Annotated in this window: 15 protein-coding genes; 8 read left to right on the top strand and 7 right to left on the bottom strand. The window is 62.8% G+C overall.

Going from position 1 to position 20,202, the window contains the following annotated elements; translation table 11 throughout:
• Positions 1-47: 47 nt before the first annotated feature.
• Together ACOYNB_RS09035 and ACOYNB_RS09040 are read left to right on the top strand one after the other, a co-directional pair.
• Positions 48-1,358, top strand: coding sequence for a pectin acetylesterase-family hydrolase (locus ACOYNB_RS09035; protein WP_422838765.1), 1,311 nt, complete (start codon positions 48-50; stop codon positions 1,356-1,358).
• Positions 1,359-1,605: 247 nt separating this feature from the next.
• Positions 1,606-3,426: an acyl-CoA dehydrogenase C-terminal domain-containing protein gene (locus tag ACOYNB_RS09040; protein WP_422838766.1), complete on the top strand. Its 1,821-nt coding sequence runs from the start codon at positions 1,606-1,608 to the stop codon at positions 3,424-3,426.
• A 43-nt stretch (positions 3,427-3,469) separates the two neighbouring features.
• Here the strand turns inward: ACOYNB_RS09040 and ACOYNB_RS09045 are convergent, their stop codons facing one another.
• Positions 3,470-4,456 (bottom strand): alpha/beta hydrolase, encoded by a 987-nt coding sequence (locus ACOYNB_RS09045; RefSeq protein WP_422838767.1) that lies wholly within the window; start codon positions 4,454-4,456, stop codon positions 3,470-3,472.
• Between the two features lie 52 nt (positions 4,457-4,508).
• On the bottom strand, positions 4,509-5,351 hold the full coding sequence (locus tag ACOYNB_RS09050; protein WP_422838768.1) for an SDR family NAD(P)-dependent oxidoreductase: 843 nt from the start codon (positions 5,349-5,351) through the stop codon (positions 4,509-4,511).
• A gap of 267 nt (positions 5,352-5,618) precedes the next feature.
• On the opposite strand from ACOYNB_RS09050, the gene ACOYNB_RS09055 reads away from it, so the two are divergent.
• Both ACOYNB_RS09055 and ACOYNB_RS09060 read left to right on the top strand, forming a co-directional pair.
• On the top strand, positions 5,619-6,245 hold the full coding sequence (locus ACOYNB_RS09055; RefSeq protein WP_422838769.1) for a TetR/AcrR family transcriptional regulator: 627 nt from the start codon (positions 5,619-5,621) through the stop codon (positions 6,243-6,245).
• Positions 6,246-6,359: 114 nt separating this feature from the next.
• Positions 6,360-7,523 (top strand): D-alanyl-D-alanine carboxypeptidase family protein, encoded by a 1,164-nt coding sequence (locus ACOYNB_RS09060; protein ID WP_422838770.1) that lies wholly within the window; start codon positions 6,360-6,362, stop codon positions 7,521-7,523.
• 84 nt (positions 7,524-7,607) lie between these two features.
• Here the strand turns inward: ACOYNB_RS09060 and lipA are convergent, their stop codons facing one another.
• From lipA to ACOYNB_RS09080, 4 genes are all read right to left on the bottom strand, one after another.
• The gene (gene lipA / locus ACOYNB_RS09065) at positions 7,608-8,612 is read right to left on the bottom strand and encodes a lipoyl synthase (protein WP_422838771.1); all 1,005 of its coding nucleotides are present in this window, start codon (positions 8,610-8,612) and stop codon (positions 7,608-7,610) included.
• A gap of 104 nt (positions 8,613-8,716) precedes the next feature.
• On the bottom strand, positions 8,717-9,409 hold the full coding sequence (gene lipB, locus ACOYNB_RS09070) for a lipoyl(octanoyl) transferase LipB (RefSeq protein WP_422838814.1): 693 nt from the start codon (positions 9,407-9,409) through the stop codon (positions 8,717-8,719).
• A 22-nt stretch (positions 9,410-9,431) separates the two neighbouring features.
• Positions 9,432-10,577 carry a DNA-processing protein DprA gene (gene dprA / locus ACOYNB_RS09075; RefSeq protein ID WP_422838772.1) on the bottom strand — a complete coding sequence of 382 codons (1,146 nt, stop codon included), beginning with the start codon at positions 10,575-10,577 and terminating at the stop codon, positions 9,432-9,434.
• Positions 10,578-10,689: 112 nt separating this feature from the next.
• Entirely contained in the window at positions 10,690-11,808 is a 1,119-nt protein-coding gene (locus ACOYNB_RS09080) for a LysM peptidoglycan-binding domain-containing protein (RefSeq protein ID WP_422838815.1), read from the bottom strand.
• A gap of 305 nt (positions 11,809-12,113) precedes the next feature.
• Here ACOYNB_RS09080 and def point away from each other — a divergent pair, with 305 nt between their 5' ends.
• The 4 genes from def (at position 12,114) to ACOYNB_RS09100 (ending at position 17,885) form a co-directional block, all read left to right on the top strand.
• Positions 12,114-12,617, top strand: coding sequence for a peptide deformylase (gene def / locus ACOYNB_RS09085; protein ID WP_422838773.1), 504 nt, complete (start codon positions 12,114-12,116; stop codon positions 12,615-12,617).
• Positions 12,618-12,632: 15 nt separating this feature from the next.
• Positions 12,633-13,586 carry a methionyl-tRNA formyltransferase gene (gene fmt / locus ACOYNB_RS09090; protein ID WP_422838816.1) on the top strand — a complete coding sequence of 318 codons (954 nt, stop codon included), beginning with the start codon at positions 12,633-12,635 and terminating at the stop codon, positions 13,584-13,586.
• 81 nt (positions 13,587-13,667) lie between these two features.
• Entirely contained in the window at positions 13,668-14,516 is an 849-nt protein-coding gene (gene htpX, locus ACOYNB_RS09095) for a zinc metalloprotease HtpX (protein ID WP_422838774.1), read from the top strand.
• Between the two features lie 147 nt (positions 14,517-14,663).
• Positions 14,664-17,885 carry a bifunctional diguanylate cyclase/phosphodiesterase gene (locus ACOYNB_RS09100; protein ID WP_422838775.1) on the top strand — a complete coding sequence of 1,074 codons (3,222 nt, stop codon included), beginning with the start codon at positions 14,664-14,666 and terminating at the stop codon, positions 17,883-17,885.
• Here the strand turns inward: ACOYNB_RS09100 and ACOYNB_RS09105 are convergent.
• Entirely contained in the window at positions 17,882-20,188 is a 2,307-nt protein-coding gene (locus ACOYNB_RS09105; RefSeq protein WP_422838776.1) for a DUF1631 family protein, read from the bottom strand. The two genes, ACOYNB_RS09100 and ACOYNB_RS09105, sit on opposite strands and share 4 nt — an antisense overlap.
• Positions 20,189-20,202: the final 14 nt, after the last annotated feature.

A 20,202-nucleotide genomic window follows, 5' to 3' on the forward strand; every position in this document is an offset into this window, starting at 1 on the left:
CCACGGCGGCTGACGACAGTTCGCCTCACTCAGAGAGATTCCTGACCATGCGACTGATTCGTCTGCCTCAACTGGCCTTGCTGGCTGCCTTGGCCCCCGCAGCGGCTTCTGCCGCGTACCTTCAGTGGGAGGCCGTGACCCTACCCGCCAGCACGGGCGCGTCGTGCGGCAACGGCACGCCGTATCGATTCTTCGTCAACAAGACGCCCTTCACCACCAAGACCGTGGTGATCTTTGAAGGCGGTGGCGCATGCTGGGATCAAAATGCCTGTGCAGGCAAAGGTTCCGGCCCTCTGGGGCTGTCCATCCTGTCAGCATCCAATCCGAACGGTATCCCCACGGACTACATGACCAACCTCCTCGGGGTGCTCAACGGCGGCTTGTCCGGCGTGGCACTGGGTGGCTTGATCACGCCATTCTCGATGCGTCTGCATCCGCTGCAGTCGGTCCAGACTCAAAGCTGGAACATCGTGTACGCCCCGTACTGCACGGGTGACGTGCACACGGGCAACAAGGTCACGGCCTACTCGGACGCCGACCCCGCCAATCCACGCATTCAATATCACCGCGGTAGCGTCAACGGCTACGCCATGGCGCGATGGCTGGGCGCCAACTTCAAACAACCCGCGCAGTTGTTTGTGACCGGTTTCTCGGCGGGCGGCGCCGGCAGCACGGCCAACTACGCCTGGCTGCGCAACGCCATGAACCCGAAGAAGTCGGCTTTGCTGGCGGATTCGGGCCCGCTGTTCCAGGTCAACCGCACTGACAGCCCCGACGTCTCGCCGTCCGTCCACCTGCACAACAAGATCCGCGACGTGTGGGGCCTGGATGGCGCAGATGGCCTGGTCACCAAACTGCTGACCAAGTACCCCTACGCGGGCACCGCCGACAACCTGGGCTCCTTGAGCACGGGCCTGGCCAAAATCTTCCCGAACGATCGCCTGAACTTCAGCACGCTGCAGCAAGACGGCATTTACTCGGCCTTCTCGTACACCTCGTTCTACCCTGAGATTGCCGCCGCTGCATCCGGCACGCCACGCGACACGCTGCTGAACAAGAAATGGATCGTGGAAGTCAACAAGTGGGTAGACGGCATGAAGCCGTACCCCAACGTGGGCTACTACGTGCCCTTCTACCGCGACCTGCTGAAGTCGCACACGCTGACCACCGTCACCTTTGCTGGCACCGCCATCAAGGAAGCCAACATCAGCAGCCTGAACACCGTGGTCGACAACCTGATTGACGGCACAGGCACCCCGATCCGCGCCTTCGAAACCCAGCGAAACACGCAAAACACCAGCGTACCCGGCTGGTTGGACACCCTGCTGCAGCCTGTTTACAAACTGCTGGGCCTGTAATTCGACCCTTGTTCCCGAAGTTGAAGAGGTGCGGCCGCCGCACCTCTTGCCTTTTTCCCCCGCCCGATCAGCGGGGTTTTTTATGTGAACACCCCCTCGTTTAAGGCCCTGGGCAAAACGAACCACACACAACGGCGCATGGCTGCGGTATAAATTCGCCTGATTCAAACATTCGTTTGAAATGAACGATCGTTTGATCCGTGATTCGACAAAGCCCGCCACGGGCAGACAACATTCGAGGTGACTCATGCCGCAATACAAGGCGCCACTGCGCGACATGCGCTTCTTGCTCAATGAAGTGTTCGACTACGCCGGGCACTACGCCACGCTGCCCAATGCAGAAGATGCCACCCCAGACATGGTGGACGCCATTCTGGAAGGCTGCGCCACGTTCTGCGAGGAAGTGCTGGCGCCCTTGAACCTGTCGGGCGACCAAGAGGGCTGCACCATTCACGATGGCGAAGTCACCACGCCAAAGGGTTTCAAGGAGGCCTATGCCGAATACGTGGCGGGCGGTTGGCAAGGCATCTCCCACCCCAAGGCATACGGCGGCCAGGAGTTGCCCATGTCCCTGAACCTGCTCAAGTCGGAAATGATGGGCACGGCCAACTGGTCGTTCACCATGTACCCCGGCCTGAGCCTGGGTTGCATGAACACCATCTTCCAGTTTGGCAGCGACGTGCAGAAGCAGACCTACATGCCCCCGCTGGTCAGCGGCGAGTGGACTGGCACCATGTGTTTGACCGAGCCCCAGTGTGGCACCGACCTGGGTCAGGTCAAGACCAAGGCTGAGCCCCAGGCGGACGGCACCTACAAGATCACCGGCACCAAGATCTTCATCTCGGCAGGCGAACACGACTTGGCCGACAACATCATCCACATCGTGCTGGCGCGCCTGCCCGATGCCCCCAAGGGCACGCGCGGTATCTCGCTGTTCATCGTGCCCAAGTTCCTGATCAACGCCGATGGCACGCTGGGTGCACGCAACCCGGTGAAGGCCGGGGCACTGGAACACAAGATGGGCATCCGCGCATCGGCCACCTGCGTCATGAACTTCGACGAGGCAGTTGGCTACATGATTGCCGAGCCCAACAAGGGCCTGGAAGCCATGTTCACGTTCATGAACACCGCCCGCATCGGCACGGCTGTTCAAGGCCTGGCCCACGCAGAACTGTCGTACCAAGGCTCACTGCCCTACGCCAAGGAGCGCCGCTCCATGCGTGCGCTGTCGGGCAAGAAAGACGCCGACCATGTCGCCGATGCCCTGATCTGGCATGCAGACGTGCGCCGCATGCTGCTGACCCAGCGCGCCATCGCCGAAGGGGCCCGCAGCATGATTTACCACGCCGCCACATTGGCCGACCTGATGGTAACGGCCGTGGGCACGGGCGACCAGGCGCAGTACGAAGCGTACGACGACAAGTTGGGCTTCTACACCCCCATTCTCAAAGGCTTCATCACCGAGATGGGCCTGGAGTGCGCCAACCTCGGCATGCAGGTGTTTGGCGGCCACGGCTACATCAAAGAGCACGGCATGGAGCAGATCGCACGCGATGCGCGCATCGCCACGCTGTACGAAGGCACCACCGGCATCCAGGCGCTGGACCTGCTGGGCCGAAAGGTGCTGCTGACCACCCGTGGCAAGTGCATCAAGGACTTCACCAACGAGATGCTGGCACAAGCCAAGCCCCATCTGCTGGATGGCGGCCCCATTGGCAAGATGGCCCGTGCCGCGGCCAAGCGCGCGCTGCAATGGAAGGCGCTGACCTTGCGCATTATGCTGCGCGCCGCCAAGGACCGCGACACCGTGAGCGCCGCCTGCTACGACTACCTGATGTATTCAGGCTTCGTGATGATGGGGCACTTCTGGCTCAAGCAAGCGCTGGTCGCACAAGCCAAGTTGAAGCAAGGCGGCAAGGACACCGCCGAGTTCTACCAGGCCAAGCTGCAAACCGCCGAGTTCTATTTCGAGCGACTGCTGCCACGCGCCGATGGTCACAAGCAAAGCATGCTGTCCCCCACCCGTGCACTCATGCAGATGGATCAGGAACACTTCAGCTTCGCCTGAGGTGCCCCAAAGTAAAAAGCCCTGCTCAGCAGGGCTTTTTTGTTCACGCCGTCCACTGGCGCTGCATGAACTCGGCGATGCGCATCAGGGCACGGTCGGCACTGGGCAACAGTCCGGCGTGCACATGGAACACGTGCCAGCGCTTCATGTGCACCTCCATCTCAATCTGGCGGCCGGCAGCGGTGGCCGCGCGCACCAACCAGTCGGCGCTGTCATACAGCACCTCGTCTTCCCCAACCTGCAGCAAGGTGGGCGGCAAGCAGGAGATATCCTGCTTCATCGGGTCGGCCCAAGGATGACTCATGGGGACCTGAAGCGCCATCATCACCGACTCGGCCAACGACAGCCGAATGACCGGATCCGCGGCGGACTTGGGATGGTCGGTCGCGTGCAACATGGCATCAAACTGCAAGGCAGGCGAAATCATCACCAGACCCGCAGGCTGCGGCCATCCCTTTTGTGCCGCGATCGCCGACAGCATATACGTCAAGGAACCGCCCGCCGAATCGCCCGCCACCACGATTTGCTCGCCACGCCACCCTTCCGCCAGCAAAGCCTGGTAGCACGTCAAAGCATCGTCGATCTGCGCCGGAAAGCGTGCCTCAGGCCCAAGCCGGTAGTCCGGCACGATCACGGTGGCGCCCGTTAACGCACACAGTCGCCGCGTGATGGACCGATGCGTTCGGGGACTGCCCGCAATGAACCCCCCACCGTGCAGGTACAAAATCACATGACCGGTGGCCTGCGCATCACGAGGGCGAATCCGCTCAACGGGCAACGATCCGATGAACTCATGTGTCACGACGGCACGGCGATCCTGCGGCATCAGTCGCGCTCCGGCGCCAATGGCAAAGCGCTGAACCGCAAAGGGCCACGGTGGACCAAAGAAAGGCTTGACGCCAAAACGCATGGCGGCCCGCAGCAGCGGCGCCATGATGCGTTCGCGCAGATTGGCCGGAGGTTGGTACCGCTGAATCAAAGGCTGAGCCTGTGCTTCCTGAGTGTGATCAAAACGCGGAAGAGCTGACATCACAACACTCCTGGTCAATCGGGTCTGGTAGGGATGGCGTGCCGTCGAGGCATCAACCCATCATGGTCTTGCGAGAAAAATACGTGGTCAGCGGCTGATACCAGGACCCGAAGATGCGCACGATCTTGTCCAGGAACTTGGCATCTGGCCCCACCAGCACACGCCGCTTGTTCCCCTCGACCGCACGCAGGATCTGCAGGGCCGCACTTTCGGCGGTCGTGGTGTTGAGCATCTTGTCGAAGCGGCGCTTGGCGGCTTCGGCGCTGCTGCCCGTCTTGGCCGTGATGCTGTTGTCCATGCGAGCATCGCGCGCGATGTTGGTCCGAATGCCTCCCGGGTGCACGCAGGTGGCGCTCACACCGCAGTTCTCCAGATCCAGCTCCTGACGCAAGGCCTCGGTGAACCCCCGCACAGCAAACTTGCTGCTGTTGTAGGTGCCCTGCGTGGGCAGCGCCAGCAAACCAAACAAGCTCGACGTATTGATGATGTGGCCTTCGCCCGCCTTCTTCAAATGCGGCAAGAACGCCTGGGTACCCCACACCACGCCCCAGAAGTTGATGCCCATGATCCATTCGAAATCTTCGGGCTTGACTGTTTCCAGGAAGGCACCCAGCGCCACCCCGGCATTGTTGAACACCAGATTGACCTTGCCGTGGTCGCGCACCACTTGATCGGCCCAAGCCACCATCTCGTCACGCTTGGCCACATTGACCTTGGCGGTGGTGACCTTCACGCCCAGCTTGGTTGCCAGTTGCGCCGTCTCAGCCAACCCCGCCTCATTGACATCACTCAATGCCAGATGACAACCGCGGCGAGCCAATTCCAGCGCCAGCGTGCGGCCCATGCCCGATGCCGCGCCTGTGATGGCCGCCACCTTGTTTTTGAATTGCTTCATGAATCAATCTCGGTCCGTGTAGAGGAAAATCAGGCCTGCGCCCCCCCCCAGAAGGCGGGGGGCACAACTGGCCAGAACCCGCGTTTGCCTCATTGGCTCCAGCGCAAAGCTCAGGCAAGATGCCCCACCTTGTCGGGCCTCATTGACATGAGGCGATTTGACAATGGTTAATTTCAAAAATAGTATTTGACAATGGTTGTTTCCAGAAACAGGGAAAACCCTCCACCCCCCTCCGCTTCAGGGCCGATTGGCCGACGCTATGGGGGCGTGGATCCGCAGGAACGCCAACGCCAGCGTCAAGCTCGCCTGATCGAGGCGGGTTTGGCCGTCTTTGGGGACCAGGGCTACCACCACTCCACCGTCCGAGATGTGTGCGGACGCGCCCAACTGACGTCCCGCTATTTCTACGAATCGTTTGACAGCATGGAAGCCCTGTTCCGTGCGGTCTACATCTCGGTCAACCGCGAATTGATGCAGGCCACGGTCCTGACCCTCGCGCAATGCGAGCCTCAACCCGAGAAGCTCGCAGAAGCCGCGCTGCGCACCTTCCTGACCTTCGTACGTGACGACCCCCGGCGCGCACGCGTGGCCCTGATCGATGCGCTCAACGCCGGCGAAGGCATGGCCTCGGTCACCGACCAGACCACGCAAGACTTTGCGCACCTGATTGCAGGCTTCATGCAGCAGATGTTTCCGCGGCTGGCCCAGCACAAGCTGGACCACCTCATGATGGCCAGCGGCCTCGTGGGCGCCTGCACCCGCGTCACCACCCAATGGGTGGTCGACAAATGCCGCACGCCGCTGGACGACGTGCTGCGCAATGTGCTCATGCTGTTCCACGCCACGATTGCCCACGCACGTACGCTGGATCAGGCCGCGGCGAAACAAGACTGATCCACTCAAAGGCTCGCCCAGGTCACACAAGTGCGGCCGGCCTTTGCGACAATGTCGCCTCGCCTCAAACAGAGTGCTTGAGGCCCCGTTACGCCCACGACACGGATACCCACTATGAACGCCCGCCTGCGCTGGTTGACCCAGCCTTTGACCGCCCTCGCATTTGCCGTGGGCCTTGCCTCTGCGGCCCACGCTGCTGTCACGGTGGCACCACCGCCCCCGCTGACCAACAAGGCCTACATCGTCATGGACTTTGATTCCGGCCGCGTGCTGGCCGAGTCCAATGCCGACCAGCCCCTGCCGCCGGCGTCCATGACCAAGATGATGACCAGCTACATCGTCGAGCAGGCCCTGAAGTCCGGCCGACTCAAGCCCACTGACCAAGTGCATGTGAGCGAGTACGCGTGGTGCCGCGGCACCAGCGCCGAATCCTGCATGTACCTGCCGCTCAACAGTTCGGCCTCGGTGATCGACATGCTGCGCGGCATCATCATCCAGTCGGGCAACGATGCCTCCAAGGCCGTGGCCGAACACCTGGCCGGCAACGAGCCAGCCTTTGCCGCGCTGATGAACAACGAGGCACAACGCCTGGGCATGAAGAACAGCCACTTCATGAACGCCACCGGCCTGCCCGACCCTGCGCACAAGGCCTCGGCCCGTGACCTGGCCACGCTGGCGCGCGCCATCATCCGCGACAGCTCCGAGTACTACAGCATCTACGCCGAAAAGGACTTCACCTTCAACGGCATCAAGCAAGGCAACCGCAACGCCCTGCTGTACACCGACCCAACCGTGGATGGCCTCAAGACCGGCCACACCGAAGAAGCCGGCTACTGCCTGACCGCTTCATCCAAGCGCAATGGCCAGCGACTGATCTCGGTAGTGATGGGCACGTCGAGCATGCAGGACCGTGCTGACCAGACCCGCGCCCTGTTCAACTGGGGGTTTGCCAACTACGAGAACGTCAAGCCCGTGGCGGCGGGCACCGTGATGGCCGAGGCGCCCGTGCGCTTCGGCAAGGTGGACACGGTCAAGGCCGTGCCCGCGCAAGACGTTACCGCCACGATCCCGCGTGGCCATGCCGCCGAGATCAAGTCCACGGTCACACTCAACCCCGACCTGACCGCTCCCTTCGCCAAGGGCGCCGTGGTGGGCAAGGTCGTGATCACCTTGGATGGCCAAGTGCAAGGCGAGCAAGCGCTGGTGGCCCAGGACGCCGTGGAAGAAGCCGGCTTCTTCCGCAAGCTGTGGCAACGCATCCTGTCGTGGTTCAAGTAAACCAACGCGCGACCAACACCGCACAACAAAAAGGGAGCCTCAGCGGGCTCCCTTTTTTCTTGCGCCGTCAGCGCGACCGCCAGCTCAGACCTTCACGCCTGCCTGCATGGCCTGCTTGTCGGCATGGTACGAACTTCGCACCATGGCACCCACCGAGGCATGGGTAAACCCCATGTCCAGCGCGGCCTGCTCATAGGCCTTGAAGGTGTCCGGATGCACATAGCGGCGCACCGGCAGGTGATGACCCGAAGGCGCCAGGTACTGCCCGATCGTGATCATGTCGATGTGGTGAGCACGCATGTCACGCATCACCTCGTACACCTCGTCGTCGGTCTCACCCAAGCCCACCATGATCCCGCTCTTGGTGGGAATCTCGGGGAACAGGGCCTTGAACTTCTTGAGCAAGTTCAGGCTGAACTGGTAGTCGGAACCCGGGCGCGCTTCCTTGTACAGGCGGGGCGAGGTCTCCAGGTTGTGGTTCATCACATCGGGCGGTGCCGCCTTCAGGATCTCCAGCGCACGGTCATCGCGGCCACGAAAATCGGGCACCAGGATTTCAATGCGGGTCTGAGGCGACAGTTCGCGGATCTGCTGGATGCACTCGACAAAATGCCCTGCCCCGCCATCACGCAGGTCATCGCGGTCCACCGAGGTGATCACCACGTACTTGAGCTTGAGTGCGGCAATGGTCTTGGCCAGGTTGGCGGGCTCGTTCACATCCAGCGGATCAGGGCGACCATGCCCCACATCACAGAAGGGACAGCGCCGGGTGCACTTGTCCCCCATGATCATGAAGGTCGCCGTGCCATGACCAAAGCACTCACCGATGTTGGGGCATGACGCCTCTTCACACACGGTGTTGAGCTTGTGTTCGCGCAGGATGTTCTTGATCTCGTAGAAGCGGGTGCTGGGCGAACCGGCTTTCACGCGGATCCAATCTGGCTTCTTCAGAATTTCGCCGACGGGCACCACCTTGATGGGAATGCGCGAGGTTTTGGCCTGCGCCTTCTGCTTGGCCGTCGGATCGTAAGCGGCGGGCGCCGCGGGCTGCTCGTCAGCCGGTGGGGTGGGCGTGCGTTCTGAAGTCATGTCGCAAAGTAGATGAAGGCATGGCCCGCCGGGTCAGCTGGCCTGACAAAACGGCCGCAGCGGGTAGCGCAGCCGGTCTGTCACTGTAGCCGATTCGGGCTCGCTCAGGAGGCCAACCGGCTGCTCAGGTGTCCGGCCAGCACGGCCGCCACCTCTTCCGGGCTCACCTGCACGCCGATCGAGGCCAGATCCACCGTGGCCAAGCCCGCATAGCCGCAGGGGTTGATGCGACCAAACGGCGCCAAGTCCATGTCCACGTTCAGGGACATGCCATGGTAGGTGCAGTGCTGGGTCACCTTGATGCCCAGTGCCGCCACCTTGCCCAAGCCCTTGAACGGATCGCGTGGATCGGGCGGCTCGGTCAACGCGGCGTGCGCAAACGGATCGTTCACGCGCACATAAATGCCCGGCGCACCCGCCACCCGGTGCCCGGTCACACCGAAGTGCATCAACGTGCGGATGATGGCCTCTTCCAGCCGGTACACGTACTCCTTGACGAAGTAGCCCCGGCGACGCAGATCCAGCAAAGGATAGGCCACCACCTGCCCGGGGCCGTGATACGTCACCTGCCCGCCCCGATTGGTCTGCACCACCGGGATGTGATCCGGCCCAGGAGGATTGAGCAGCACGTGCTCAGCCTTGCCCGCGAGGCCCTGCGTGTACACCGGCGGATGCTGGCAAATCCAGATCTCGTCCGGCGTGTCGGGCGTGCGTTGCTCGGTGAAAGCTGCCATGGCAGCCATCGTGGGTTCGTAGGGCGCCAGGCCCAGGTACTTGATGGTGGTCACAGTCGTGATTATCACCAGACCTCAGGCCTGATCACGCCGCACCCACCCGCTGGAACAGCTGCCCGGGCAAGCGCGCCACCTGCCCCAGCAACTCCAGCTCCAGCAACCGGGCGCCCAGCTCGGCAGGCCCCCAGCCGGTGCGAGCCGACAAGGCCTCCTGACTGACCGGGTCGTAGCCCATGGCGCCCAAGATCGGGTCCACGGTCCCCTCATCGTCCTCCGGCTGCATCAGCGTGGCCGGTTCGGCCCTGCCCTCCGGCACCTCCACTCGCAACTCTTCCAACACATCCTGCGCCGTTTCCACCAACTTGGCGCCTTGCCGGATCAGCGCATGACACCCGCGCGACTGCGGCGAATGGATGGAGCCTGGAATGGCCAGCACCTCGCGCCCCATGTCCAGCGCCAGCCGTGCGGTGATCAGCGAGCCGGACTGCACAGCTGCCTCGACCACCAGGGTGCCTTGGGCCAGCGCCGCCACGATGCGATTACGCTTGGGGAAATGCGCCGGCAGCGGCCCTGTGCCCAGCAAAAACTCACTGAGCAACAAGCCATGCTGGGTGATGCGCTGCGCCAGCGCGGCATGCGCCTTCGGGTAGATCACATCGATGCCCGTGCCCAGCACCGCCACCGTTCGGCCCTCGGGCGCATCCATGGCCCCCTCATGTGCTGCGGCATCGATGCCACGCGCCAAGCCCGACACAATGGTGACCCCGGCTTGTGCCAGCGCCCGAGCAAAGGCACGCGCATTGTCGGTCCCTTGTGGCGTAGGGTGGCGGCTGCCCACCAGCGCCACAGCCGGCCCTTGCACCGCAGCCAGCTGCCCTTGCGCAAACAGCATCAGGGGAGGATTGGTCGCCGCCAGCATGCGGGCGGGATAGCGAGGATCCGCCAGTGTCAGCAGATGCCGATCCCCCGGGCCCTCGGATAGCCACTTCTGCGTTGCCACCCCTTGCGGATGCAGATCAGGCGGGACCTCGGACAACGCGGCCACCTCACGGGCCGACACCAGCGACGCCAACGCCGCAGGCGATGCCGAAAAGATGGCTTGCGGGGAGCCCAGATTGGCCAGCAAGCGCCGAGCCGTCACCGGCCCCACATGCGGCGTGAGGAGCAACCGCAGCCAAGCCCACAACTCATCCCGATCCATGCCGACCTTTCCCTTGTCCAGACGCAACAACGCCGGGCCACCTCACACACTGGGTGTGACATGCGCCCGGCGCCCTAGTGTCCGTCAAGGTCGAGGGTCTGCGGCCGCCCCTCATGGGGGATCGGCCACCCTCATCCTGCGGTCAAGGTTGCGTGAAGCGATCCCCTGCCTTCACCGGATCCTGCGCGGACAGAATCAGGGCATACGACATGCGGTTGAACACACGGAAGACAAACAGCAAACCATGCCGCTCATCGGGCAGCTTGATCACGGCACGGTCACCCGACACAGCGTCGCGCATCACCTTGCCGTCGCGCCACAGCGCCATCACATGACCGCGCTCCATGCCATCCTGGCTACCGCGGTTGAGCACCACGATCTGGTTCTGGCCCGCTGTCAGGGCTTCGCCGTAGATCGATACGATCTGGCCGCCCATGTCCTTGTTGGGGGCATGGGGCACCAGGTTGTCGAACTCTCGGGCCGGCACTGGAGCCAGGCGGTCACCCACGCCGGCTTCCTGACGGATGCTGGACACGGTGAAGGTGGAGGGAATGATGGCGGGGTTCCCGTCCGCGCCCGTGCCTTCCAGGCCCTCACGCACCAAGGACAGGGTGCCCACATACTGAGCTTCGAAGCCCAGAACCTCTTGGGTGCTGGGGTCACGCAGCGGCTTGGGGGTCCGGAACAGACGCCACTCACGACGGCCGCCCAACTCGCCACGCACATAAGCGGTTTCGCCACGCGACAGCAACACGCGACCTTCCTGCGTGGCCACGACACGGGGGGCTTGCAGCAACTCTTCGCTGTTGTCGAAGATCACTGCCTCGTTGAAGTAAGGCTCCAGCAGGTGCAAGGGCACCGTGGCAATGGCATCGTAGAGGCTACCCTCACGGACGCGTGGCGACAGCTTGGTGGTGCCATTGACACCGCCGCCCACCGGCTCACCCACGCGCAGACGGGCACGGCCATTGCTCTTGTCCAGGTACAGGTATTGACCGGGGAAGATCAAGTGGGGGTTGCGGATCTGTTGCAGGTTCATGCCCCACAACTCAGGCCAGCGCCAGGGAGACTTCAGGAACAGGCTGGAAATGGCCCACAGCGTGTCACCCCGCTTGACGGTGTAAGAATCAGGGGCATTTGGCGCCAACTCCGACAGTGGCACACCGGCTTGCGCCACTTGCTGGGCCGTGGCCTTCTGCTGCGCCGTGATGGGGTAATTCGGGAACTCCGCGCGAGCGGTCCCCGGCAGACCCAGAGCCATCGTCGCCGCGGCCAGCGCAGACAGACACAGCGCGCGTCCGGTGCGCACGAAAGTGGGGATGCTGGGTCCCTTCGACAGCGATCGCTGAGTCATCAAAACAGTCTCCACTACCTGCCCAAAAAAGCGCATCCACAACACGGATGCACCAGATTCGGCAAAATCTGGTCAATGATCGTCTGATTCTGCCCGCAAAAGCCGCACGATCGCAACGAGAATTGCGCCGTGTTACGTGCTGAATCCTGCAGCGAATACCCGCTGTCGTTGCGATACTTCCACAACCTCCTCGCTGATTGCCCGACCCTGCCATGGCCCTGCTGCCCATCCTTCGTTACCCCGACCCCCGACTGCATACCGTGGCCAAGCCCGTCGCGCAGGTAGACGACCGCATCAAACAGCTGGTCGATGACATGCTGGAAACCATGTACGACGCCAAAGGTGTCGGCCTGGCCGCCACACAAATCAATGTGCACGAGCGCGTGGTCGTGATCGACACGAGCGAGGAGCGCAACGATCCGTTGGTGCTGATCAACCCCGAAATCATCTGGGCCAGCGACGAAATGATCGTGTGGGAAGAAGGCTGCCTGTCGGTGCCCACCATTTACGACAAGGTCGACCGCCACGCCCGCGTCAAGGTGCGCGCACTCAATCGCGAAGGCGAGACCTACGAATTCGATGGCGAAGAGTTGCTGGCCGTGTGCGTGCAGCATGAGCTGGACCACCTGAAAGGCAAGGTGTTCGTGGAATACCTGTCGCCGCTCAAGCGCAACCGCATCAAGACCAAACTGGCCAAGCGTCAGCGCGACGAGTAAAGCATGGCAAGCGCACTGAAAGCGGCGTTTGCCGGCACACCGGAATTTGCCGCCGTGGCGCTGGACGCCATGTTGCGCGCCGGATTCGAGGTGCCGCTGGTCCTGACCCAGCCCGACCGCCCGGCCGGGCGCGGCATGAAGCTGCAAGCGTCAGCCGTGAAGCAACTGGCCGTGCAACACGGCATCCCGGTCTGCCAGCCGCACAGTCTGCGACTCGACGGCAAATACCCAGACGAAGCCGCCGCCGCACATGACGCATTGCTGGCCTCAGCCCCTGACATCATGGTCGTGGCGGCATATGGCCTGATCCTGCCCCAATGGGTACTGGATCTGCCACGCTTGGGCTGCCTCAACATCCACGGCTCCATCTTGCCGCGCTGGCGTGGTGCTGCGCCCATCCACCGTGCCATTGAGGCGGGCGATGCAGAGACGGGCATCACCATCATGCAAATGGATGCTGGCCTCGACACCGGCGACATGCTGTTGATCGAGCGCACCCCGATCTTGCCCACCGACACCACCGCCGTGCTGCACGACCGACTGGCCGAACTGGGTGGACGCATGATCGTGTCGGCCCTGAACCTGGCGGCCACCGGTGGCCTGGCGCCCACGCCGCAACCGGCTGACGGCGTGACCTACGCACACAAGATCGAGAAGGCCGAAGCGGCCATCGACTGGGCGCAGTCGGCCGATGAAATTGCCCGGCGCATCCGCGCGTTCGACCCATTCCCGGGCTGCACCTTCCAGTTGCCAACCGACAAGAGCCCGGAAGTGGTGAAGGTGTGGGCCGCCTCGGTCTGCGACGGACACGGCACGCCCGGCCAGGTGCTTCACGCGCAAGGCGAGCAAATGGTGGTGGCCTGCGGACAGCAGGCCCTGCGCCTGCAAACGCTGCAGCGCCCCGGCGGCAAGCGCGTGCAGGTGCGCGACTTTCTGCAAAACCTGAGTCTGCCCAGCTTGCTGGGTTGAACTTCCAGCGACACACCGCATCTAAGAAACGCCATCATGTGATGGCGTTTCGCTTTGACTGGGGCAGGAGGCCCGCACGACATGTTCAACCTGATGAAAACTGCCATTCTGATGGCGGCAATCACCGCCCTGTTCATGGCCATTGGTGCCATGATCGGGGGACGCGCCGGCATGATGCTGGCCTTGGTCGTGGCGCTCGGCATGAACTTCTTCAGCTACTGGTTCTCCGACCAGATGGTGCTGAAGATGTACAACGCCCGCGAGGTGGACGAAACCTCCGCGCCGCGTTTCTACGCCATGGTCAAAGAACTGGCCCAGCGCGCCAACCTGCCCATGCCCAAGGTCTACCTGATCGACGAAGACGCCCCCAACGCCTTCGCCACGGGCCGCAACCCTGAGCACGCGGCGGTGGCCGCCACCACGGGCATCATCAACGTGCTGACCGAGCGTGAACTGCGCGGCGTCATGGCCCACGAACTGGCCCACGTGAAGCACCGCGACATCCTCATCAGCACCATCAGCGCCACGATGGCCGGTGCCATCTCGATGCTGGCCAACTTTGCCGTGCTGTTTGGCGGCCGCGATGAAGAAGGGCGCCCCACCAACCCGATCGCAGGCATCGCCGTGGCCATCCTGGCCCCGCTGGCGGCCAGCCTGATCCAGATGGCCATCAGCCGCGCACGCGAGTTCGAAGCCGACCGGGGCGGCGCCGAAATCTGCGGGGACCCGGCCGCCCTGGCCAGCGCACTCGACAAGATCCATCGGTACGCGCAGGGCATTCCGCTGCACGCCGCCGAGGCCCACCCGGAAACCGCGCAGATGATGATCATGAACCCGCTTTCTGCCGAGGGGATCAAAGGCCTGTTCTCGACCCACCCGTCCACGCAGGAGCGCATTGCTCGCCTGATGGCCATGGCACGCGGAGTGTGACCGTTTTCACAATTTGACGGCTTTCCATGTCGCCCATGCCCCCCTGCAGCGGGGGGCTGGCATCAAGCCCCGCATTCCACAGTCCGATAAAGCTGGATGCGCCGGCCCCTTTGAGGGTTGGTCACCTCTGGCACTTCAAGGACGTGGATGCTGATCGACATCGATAAGACGAGAGAGGAGTCGCGCTGGCTGGCCCGTATGGCCAAACTGGTGCTGCTCGTCGGTCTTATCCTTAGCCTGGCAGCATGGCTGCAAGCCGCCAAGCGAGAGCAAGCGCAAGCCGATGAGGCCTTCACGGCAGACGCGACATCCTTGCAGCAAAGACTGGCGCAACAACTCGATCACTACATCGATGCCCTCGGGGCTTTCCAGGCATTGTTCCAGGCAAATGACGCCGTAGGGCGGCGCACTTTTCATCAGCGCTTTGTGGACATGGCGCCTGAGCGAGAGTACCCGGCGCTCACGGCCATCCAGTTTGCGCGACAGGTCACGCTTGAAGAACGCAGCGAATTTGAGCGTCGCGTCTCAGGCGACCGCAGCATCACCCGTCAAGGCTACCCCGGCTTCCAGATCAAGCCCGCAGGCGATCGCCCGCTGTACGTCCCCATCGTGTTCAACGAACCGATGGCCAACAACCAGGCGGCATTTGGTTTCGACATCCTGACTCGCCCGCTGCTGAAGGAGGCCATGGAGCGCGCCCGAGACAATGGGCGCAGCAGCCTGTCACAGCCCGTGGTCCTGATACAAGGTGGCGTGGGATTCATTGTCCGCCTGCCGGTTTACAAGCTCAATCGCCCAGTCAAATCACTTGAGGAACGTCACAAAGCCTTCATCGGCACCGTGAGCGGGGTGTTTCGTGCCCCCGACCTCATGCGCCAAGTACTGCCATCAGATCGCTGGGCTCAGTTGCACTGGACGGTCCGCGATCGTGGCCCCGGCCTGGATCCGTCCCCGCCACCGCTGTTTGACAGCGCCGAGTGGGTTGCACCGCAATTCGACACGGCCGAACCCCTGAATCGGCACAATTCGATCAGCCTGACGCTGCCTGCAGGTGATCGAACTTGGACACTGACACTGACACAAGGCCATCGTCAGCCTTTGCTGGCTGCTTTCCCGATGGCGCTGCTGTTGGCCAGCCTCACCACAACCTTGGGGCTGTGGTGGGCTCTGCGCGGAGCCGCTTTGCGGCACGGCAAAGCCGCCGCCATGGCGCGAGAACTCAGCAACCAGGCGCTGGGCAACGAACAGCGCCTGCGCGCCGTGCTTGACAACACCATTGACGGGATCCTTGCGCTCACGGAAGACGGTCACATCATCGGCGCCAACTTGGCGATTTGTCGCATGTTTGACCGCGCCCATGCCAGCGTGATCGGGGCGACACTCGACGAGCTGATCCCTCATGCCTCGGTGGACAGCGAGGCATCGCTGGAGGCGTTCCTGCAACTGCAACATGCGGGCATGAACGCACTGGGCCGCCGGACCGAAGGGCTTCGCGGCGGCGGACAGACCTTCCCATTGGACCTGACGGTCAGCAGCATGCTGTGGGAAGGACAAAAGCAATACATTCTGGTGGTGCGAGACCTGTCCCCGCAGGAAGCGGCAGACCGCGCCATTTTCGAGGCACAACGACAACTCAACGAAGTCGACGAGATGCGCCGCGTCATCGTCCACAGCGCCCCTTACGCCATTTTTGTGCTGAACCCCTCCGGCGTGATCCAGACGGTCAATCCGGCTGGTGAACGCTTGATTGGCTACCGTGCCAACGAACTGGTGGGACGCTGCACCACCCAGCGTTTCTTCGATCCGGAACAAGTCAAAGAAAGCGCCCACCTGATCGCCATGCGACAAGGAGAGCCTGAGTCCAATGCCGAACTCGATGTCCTGACCCATCTCGCCAAAGAGTCGCCAGGCGTGCCGTCGGAGTGGCGCATGATCCGTTCAGACGGCAGCACGCTGGTCGCCGAGATTCTTGTCACCGAATTGAGCGACGAATACGGCACGCTGACCGGCTACCTCGTCATGGCACATGACGTGACGCTGCGGCGGGAAGCCGAGGTCAAACTTGAGCACATGGCGCTGCACGATTCGCTCACCGCCCTGCCCAACCGCAACATGCTGCAAGAGCAGCTCAAAACCAGTCTGGCCATGGCGGAGCGTGAGCAGTTCACCATGGGTTTGATGTTCCTGGATCTGGACCGATTCAAGAAAATCAACGACACCCTGGGTCATCACATTGGCGATACGGTGCTGGTCGAGGTCGCCAGACGTTTGCGCAACGGCATGCGCACCTCGGACATCGTTGCGCGGCTGGGCGGCGACGAGTTCGTGATCCTGCTCCCCCGACTCACCGATGAATCCGACGGCGCCGTCGTGGCCCGCAAGGTGCTGGACCTCTTCGATGAGCCGATCCGGGTGGGCCCGCATGAGTTGCGCATCACCCCCAGCATCGGCATGGTGCTCTACCCTCAGCATGGCGGCGACGCCATCACCCTGATGCGGCATGCCGACCTGGCGATGTATCAGGCCAAGAACAATGGTCGCCACCAGATCCAGATGTTCAGTCCGCAGATGGCCTCAGCGACGGTGGACACGCTGCTGCTTGAAAACGACCTGTATCGCGCACTTGAACGCGAAGAGCTTTTGCTTCACTTCCAGCCACAGTTCGACTGTGCAACCGGCCACATCACGGGTGTCGAGGCCTTGCTGCGCTGGGAGCACAAGGGTCGGCTGATTCCGCCGTCAGACTTCATCCCCCTGGCCGAAGAGACCGGACTGATCGTCCAAATGGGCAAATGGGTGCTGCGGCGCGCCTGCACCATGGGGCAACAATGGCGAGCCCAGACCGGCTGGCCCCTGCGCGTGGCCGTCAATCTGTCGGCCGTCCAACTCGAAAGCGAAGACATCGTCGCCACCGTGGATCAGGCGCTTCGGGACACGGGTCTGCCGCCGACCGCGCTGGAGCTGGAAATCACCGAAAGCGTGCTGGTGCGAGAATCACTGCGAGCAGCAGACGTCCTGACACAACTGCGCCTGCTGGGCGTCAGCATCGCCATTGACGATTTTGGTGTGGGGTACTCCAGCTTCGCCTACCTGCGCGAACTTCCGGTCGATCGCTTCAAGCTGGATCGCAGCTTCCTCGCGCAGGTCCCGCACTCGCCAGGGGACAGCCGCCTGGTTGGTGCCTTGATTGCCATGGGACACCGGCTGGAAGTGGCCATCGTGGCAGAAGGTGTCGAAAACGAAGACCAAGCCGCATTCCTGCGGGATCACGGCTGCGACGAGGCACAAGGTTTCCACCTGAGCCGCCCTTTGACCGAGGCGGCCTTTGAGGCGCTGCTGTGCAAGCAGAGCGCCACGCCGCCCGCTTAATTCAGCAGACGATCGGGATCGGCGTCCAGCTTGGCCAAAGCCACGCGTGTCGCGCGAGTGGTCAGAGACTCGTCTTCCATGGGCGTGAGCAAGCCTGCCTGCAAGAAGGCCGCCAGACGATGCAACTGGAACAGCACGCCTCGCCCGGACGAGGTCACAAACAGCGCGAGCTGCTTTTGCAAACCATGCCAGGCCAATTGCACATGCTCTTGCTTGCCACGGTAGTCCAACTCGAACCAGGCACCAATCTGCAACTCCTTCGCCCAGCCCACCATGGCCGGCGTGGGCATGCTGCCCCCATCCGCCACGACCTCCAGGTCATCACTCTCATGGCCAGACAGATCGCGCAAGGTCTCCGCATCCAACTCGACCGATGCCAAGTCAGGCAACACATCCCCCAACGCCTCCAGACGCTCGGTGACCGCCTGCAAGTGGGTCGATGAAATCGTGGCCGACCGCGCGGCAAACGCAGCAGCCAACGCCGCGTTCAGCGCCTGAATTTGCTCGTCTTGCTTGTCTGAGGGCAAGCCCGCCCGGGCCATCCCTTCACGGACCGTCTTCAGCAAGGGCGGCAAACGGCGCAGCACATCTGCACGCTCTTCGCGCGAGGTCTTGGCACTGGCCGACCAGATCAGGTCCGCAGCGGCGCGCTTAAGCGCCTTGGTCTGCTCGCTGTTTGTGCCGTGCAAAACTGCACTGTGCGCCATCACATCGGCCCACACCTTGAACATGAACTCACGCACGCCTTCATGAACCGGCACACCATCCAGCATCTTGCGTAACTCGATCGTGTACTGGATGGCACACGTCTCGCGCTGCTCAACCTGCTGTGCCAGCGAAACGCCACGACGGGACGCCTCATTTTCTTCACGGAAATACGTTTCCAGGAAGCGGACAAACTCATTGAGCACCGTCTGGAACACGCGGCGGCCGGTGTCCGGATAGGCCTCGATCACCTGCACGATGCGTCGAATCTCTTTGTAAAGTGCATCTTCGGTGTTGCCGTCGCTTTCGACGAAGCCCATCACGCATGAACCCATGCGATCAATCAGCACCCGAGCAGGGTGGCTGGTCGTGGCAAAGAAATCTGGCTCGCTGATGGCCACACGCAATACGGGCATCTGCAAGCGCGCAAACCAGACACGGATGCTCGCAGGCAGGCGCTCCTCCGTCAGGATCGCCTGAAACAGCAAAGCAACGATTTCGATGGTCGCGCGCTCGACCGGTGTACTGGCCGACTGTTTCAGCGCACGCTTGCTTTGCTGCAGTTCTTGCAGCACTTGGGAGGGCGTGTGCGCCTCGGCTTCCCCGCCGCCCCCGATCTGACGGCGCACCACGTCGCCCACAGCCTGAATGGCCTGCCCCAAGCCCGCCGACACCCCTGGCGCTGCTTCACGGACCGTGTGGCCGTCAGCATGCGTTTGCTCGAACTCCGGCACCTGACGTCCGACAACCTGCGTCAGCTTGCTCAACAAGGCTTGCGACTGCACAGGCGTCTTGTACATGCCGGGCGTCTGCGTCAGCAAACGCGTTTCCTCGTAAGGCTGACCGAGAGGCTGCAGGCCACTGTTGCCGCCGCCGGCGCTGCCCCCCACGCCACCCATGACCGTGGCACGCCCTACACCCGTGTCCTTGGCGCGGCGGATGAACGGGCGCAGGTCGATTTCCGGCCGTAGCCCGTGATCCAGCAAAACCCCGTTGGCAAAGTGATAGGCCTCCAAGGCCCACTGCGCGACTTCCTGGTGAACTACGCCTTGCAACGTGCCCCAGTGCTCCAGCCCCAGACCGCAATCCAGCCAAGCAGAGACCACCACACGCCCCACCCAATAAGGGGTCAGGACATCCATCTGCACGTTCGAGGGCTCGACGGCACCTTGCACAGCTTGCAAGCGGGCATTCAAATCGGTGTACTCAGAACCCGTCACATCCGAAATAGCCTGTGCCAGACGAGACACCGCCAAATCACGCTCAATGTCACTGTCTTCCAGCAAACTGAGCGGCACGTCCGCGCGGGTGATGGCACTGGAGGCAGGCTTGAGCCCCACCGCACGCCCCACGCGCAAATCGCGCAAGGCCTCGTTCAAGGCCTTATCCATGTCCGCACGCCAAATGGCGGCCAGCTTGCCCAGGTCCAGCACCAGATCTCGGCGCTTCATAGCCAAAGAGGGGTCACCCAACTGGGTGGCTTGAACCCGAGCCCCCTCCAGACAGGCTTGCACCATGGCATCGAAGCCCCGCATCAGGGCTTCGACAAAGCTGAGCCGGGCAGTCAGCGCCAGCGCACGGTGGGGGCCTATGGACATAGGGGAAAAAGAGT

It is taken from the genome of Aquabacterium sp., assembly GCF_049317225.1.
Classification (GTDB): domain Bacteria; phylum Pseudomonadota; class Gammaproteobacteria; order Burkholderiales; family Burkholderiaceae_C; genus Aquabacterium.